General features: G+C 37.7%; 5 protein-coding genes. All 5 read left to right on the top strand.

Annotated elements, in window-relative coordinates; genetic code table 11:
• The coding region (locus AB685_RS27405) for an IucA/IucC family protein (protein ID WP_047973764.1) at positions 1 to 1031 on the top strand (1031 nt) is incomplete at its 5' end.
• Between the two features lie 2 nt (positions 1032 to 1033).
• On the top strand, positions 1034 to 2272 hold the full coding sequence (locus tag AB685_RS27400; RefSeq protein WP_047973763.1) for an AMP-binding protein: 1239 nt from the start codon (positions 1034 to 1036) through the stop codon (positions 2270 to 2272).
• Entirely contained in the window at positions 2269 to 2550 is a 282-nt protein-coding gene (asbD, locus tag AB685_RS27395; protein WP_047973762.1) for a petrobactin biosynthesis protein AsbD, read from the top strand. Before AB685_RS27400 ends, asbD begins: the two co-directional genes overlap by 4 nt.
• Complete coding sequence (locus tag AB685_RS27390; protein WP_047973761.1) at positions 2543 to 3529, top strand: DUF6005 family protein; 987 nt, start codon at positions 2543 to 2545, stop codon at positions 3527 to 3529. The genes asbD and AB685_RS27390 overlap by 8 nt, the downstream gene beginning before the upstream one ends.
• A gap of 10 nt (positions 3530 to 3539) precedes the next feature.
• Positions 3540 to 4208 (top strand): sugar phosphate isomerase/epimerase family protein (locus AB685_RS27385; protein WP_047973760.1); only part of this gene is annotated, 669 nt, incomplete at its 3' end.

Genomic DNA, 4208 nt, shown 5'->3' with positions numbered 1-4208 from the left:
TAGAAAGTCGAGACATTCTACTATTAGGTGAATTCGGAGACCTCTATACTGCCACTCAATCTGTTCGTACTCTTATGAATCAAACCACACAAGAGAAGTCATCACTTAAGCTAGCAATGAATCTAGTACATACCTCATCCAGGCGCACGCTTGCCCCACAATCTGTATGCGCAGCTCCTGAGATATCTGCTTGGTTAAAAGCTGTTGTGGGTTCAGATGATTTTTTAATTAATGATAAGAGGCTAGTCATACTAGCAGAACATGCTGGTATGGTATATGAGCCTAAAGACCCGATAAAGGCAAGTAAGATAGAAGGTCAGTTAGCTGCTATTTGGAGAGAAGATATTCACGGTTATCTTCGTGAGACAGAAGAAGCAATCCCTTTTAATGCTCTCATGCTTATAGAAAGAGACGGTCAACCTTTTGGGTGGAAGTGGATCGAGGCTTACGGAGTCAGTCAGTGGGTTGCACAATTAATAAAAGTGGCTGTCATACCTGTTTGGCACTTGCTTTTAAAGCACGGGATAGCCCTAGAAGCCCATGGTCAAAATATGATATTAATTCATGAAAATGGATGGCCAAAGCGAGTGGCGTTACGTGACTTTCACGAAAGCGTAGAATATGTGGAGTCTTATCTCGATACTAGAGAGTTTTTACCTGATTTTAWAAATATTCATCCCTCTTATGCGAATGCGAGCAAGAATCAATTTTATTGGATGTCCTCAGTAGAAGCATTAAGGGAATTGGTCATGGATACATTATTTGTTTTTAATCTTGCGGAGATTTCTTATGTGCTTGATGAGGTGGGGATTTATAAAGAGAAAGATTTCTGGCAACAAGTTAATGAAGCATTAGGTACACATTTGAAAAATTTCCCTTCACTTAAATCGAGAGCGAAATTACTTAACTATACAAATGAATCTATATATGTCGAGTCTTTATTAACCAAGAAACTAAATAAGGGTAACGAAGAGTTTCGTCACCTCGTTTCCAATTCCTTAATAGAAGGCCTAAAAGAAAAAGGGGGCTAAATATGATAATTGTTAATGATCAGTATTATTCATACGATGACTTGGAAGATCATTTTGCGAGTTTTGAACAACAGCAGACCTTGCGAGAATGCAAGAAAAAAAGAATTGCGGTATGTCATGATGATGCATTTATACTGTTGGCATTGTGCTTATATATTAGAGAAAAAGGCGGATCAATTGTCCCGCTTCACGCTACTACGCCCCTTGAGGGTGCGGTAAGGATAGCTATTAAAACAGATTGTCATTATCTCTTTTATCAACAGGTAGATGATCCTGTGATTTTGAATCGAAAAGCGGAAGAAAAGAGAGCTGTATTGGTTCAATTGAGCTCAGGTACAACTGGTGATCCAAAGTGTATCGAAAGGACTTGGAGTTCCATTGAAGAGGAATTGAATAACTACAATGTGCGTCTTAACATTAATATGGTAACTACTTCAATTGTTGCGTGCCCAATTAATCATTCATACGGCTTGATAAGTGGAGTACTAGCAGCAATGAAAAGAGGTTCTACTCCTGTTATCATTACCAATCTCAACCCAAAATACATACTAAAGAAATTGAAGGAATTTCCTATTCATTTGCTGTATGCAGCCCCTACTCTCCTTTATACTCTCTTAATGCTTCTATCAAGAAACGATCGTTTTTACGCGGTAATGTCATCGGGAACAAAGATGCCTGAAGCGTGGTTAAAGTCTTTAAAGGAAGTATCAGGTCGAGTCCTTCAACAATACGGCTGCTCTGAAGCGGGGTGTGTAAGTATAAATGCAAATTTAGACAAACCAGAAGAAATTGGACGTCCACTTTCTCATATCTCTATTGAAAGTGGCGGAAGTAAAGATGAACCAAGGGAAATTATCCTCTATACTTCCGAACAGATAATTCATACAAAGGATATGGGGTATTTTGATGAGCAAGGTAACCTTCATTTTGTAGAAAGAATGGATGACATGATTAATGTGGCTGGTTTGAATGTGTATCCGCACGAAATTGAAAATGTGATTCGTTCTTATAAAGGAATTTGTGATGTTGTCGTTTATAAAAAAGTGGATCCTTATGCTCTAKAGCGTGTATGCGCCAATTATATTAGTGAAGAGCCTATAGAGCCGTCGGTGCTAAGAGCCTGGTGCAAAAAGAAACTGGCACCTTATCAAGTGCCGATTGAATGGATACAAGTAGAGAAAATAGAAAGGATGGCAAATGGAAAAGTAAACCGCAAACAATTGGGAGGCATATATAGATGACACAAGATGAAGCTGTTAAAACTCTCTATACTATCATGCAAAAAGATCTTAACCTACCAACACTTGCTTCTTTTAATGAAGATGCGAGGTTAAATGAAGATCTATGTATGGACTCAATTATGATCTTACAACTTATTCTCCACCTTGAGGTCGACTATGGAATCGAAATATCCGATGAACAGCTTTCGCCGAACGATTTTTATAAGGTGTCAAATCTAGCTACATATATTTGTGAACAATCAAATACACACTTATCAGTTGGTGAGTTTGGTGATTAAAGTGCATTGTTTTGTTAGTTGCGTATGTGAGGTAATTAAAAAAACAGAGGGGCTTGATCATAGACCTTATTATTTTGGTGTATGGGATGCTGATTTTGACATACTCGAAAACTATGTTCTTTCTTATCACTCTGAAGTTATCGATCATGATTTCTTTTGTAAATGGTATGAACATTTATATGGGATTAAACTTCACCGTTGGTATAAAGAAGATGACTCTAAGGAAAGAAATTTAGAAACCTTTCTTCATTTAATGGAAACGAAACCAACAGATCGTCATGTGATGGTGATGTTGGATTTATCGATTTTACCTGAACGTGAAAATAAGTTTCACCAGCGTCCGTTTCCTCATTATGTGATGCTAGATAACACAGAGAATTCTAATGAATGGATGATGTTTGACCCTGACTTTCGGTGGGAAGGGGTGCTACCAAAAGAGCAAATTGTCGAAGCGGTTATGCAGCCATCCGTAGCTGGAGGATATTATTTTGATGAAAGAGGGTTAGTTGCTCCAACAAATGAAACAATTGAAGCCTATTTTAGAACATGCTTAAAACTAAATGCTTACCCAATGACCGAAGCCATACAAAAAATCGTCCTTGCCTATACTGAGGGGTCGGAATCACATCGCCTTCCTCAGTTAGCAGAAGCGCTGAAACAAATACCGGTACTTGCGATTAGAAAGTATGCCTATGAACATGCTTTTGCTTATTTCTGGAAAGAACTTCGTTTTACAGAAGATGAGTTTGATGAGTGGTGTGATGAAATTGAGAGGTTGGTTAAGGGTTACACAACTCTTCAGTACCGGGCGATGAAATTAGCTATGACGGGAAAAGAGGAGCATAAAAAAGCTGTTATTCAACAAATCGATGAGCAGCTAGATCGAGAAAGTTCAATCAAATTAGGGTTGAAATGCTATTTTGATAAGTGGTGTGAACAAGAGAATACGTCGGACATCCAAGTGGTTATAACAAAATAGGGAGGTTTTTATGAACTTATCATTATGCACCATTACCTTTAGACATCATTTACAATCTTTAGAGCAAATCGCACAATGGGCTCATTTAAAAGGATTTGATGGTATTGAATTATGGGGCGTTCACGCTAGAAAAACACCTCTTGAAAATCTTAATCTGTTAAAATCTATGAACTTAAACATTAGCATGCTAAGTGACTATTTACCTTTAGATCTGAATCGTGAAGAAACGAAGTCTATGGTTGATCAATGCTCCTCACTTCTTACCGAATTGAATACAAATAAGTTAAGAATATTTGCCGGAGCGAAAGCAAGTAGGGATCTCTTTGAGGACGAGAGGAAGCATATAGTAGACCAACTTCGCTTAATTTGTGAAAGATTAGAGAACAAGGGTCAACTATTACTTATAGAAACGCATCCTAACACATTAGCAGATAACCTTGAATCTACGTTAAGGCTCATCGATGAAGTTAATCATCCATCCTTTAAAATAAATTATGATGCACTTCATATTTGGGAGTCAGGAGCAGATCCTATTTTAGGATTTAAACTATTAGAGCCATATATCGCTCATGTTCACTTGAAAAATATTCGGTCAAGGGAAGATTTAAATGCATTTGCTCCAAATAATGTTTATTCTCCTGCTGGAAGTAGAGAAGGAATGGTTTCCTTGTTCGAAGGG

Source organism: Bacillus sp. LL01, assembly GCF_001037965.1.
This window is presented reverse-complemented; position numbering and strand designations above follow the sequence as displayed.

Coding starts and splice junctions, on each gene's coding strand:
- asbD (WP_047973762.1), top strand. CDS start 2,269: ATGACACAAGATGAAGCTGTTAAAACTCTCTATACTATCATGCAAAAA.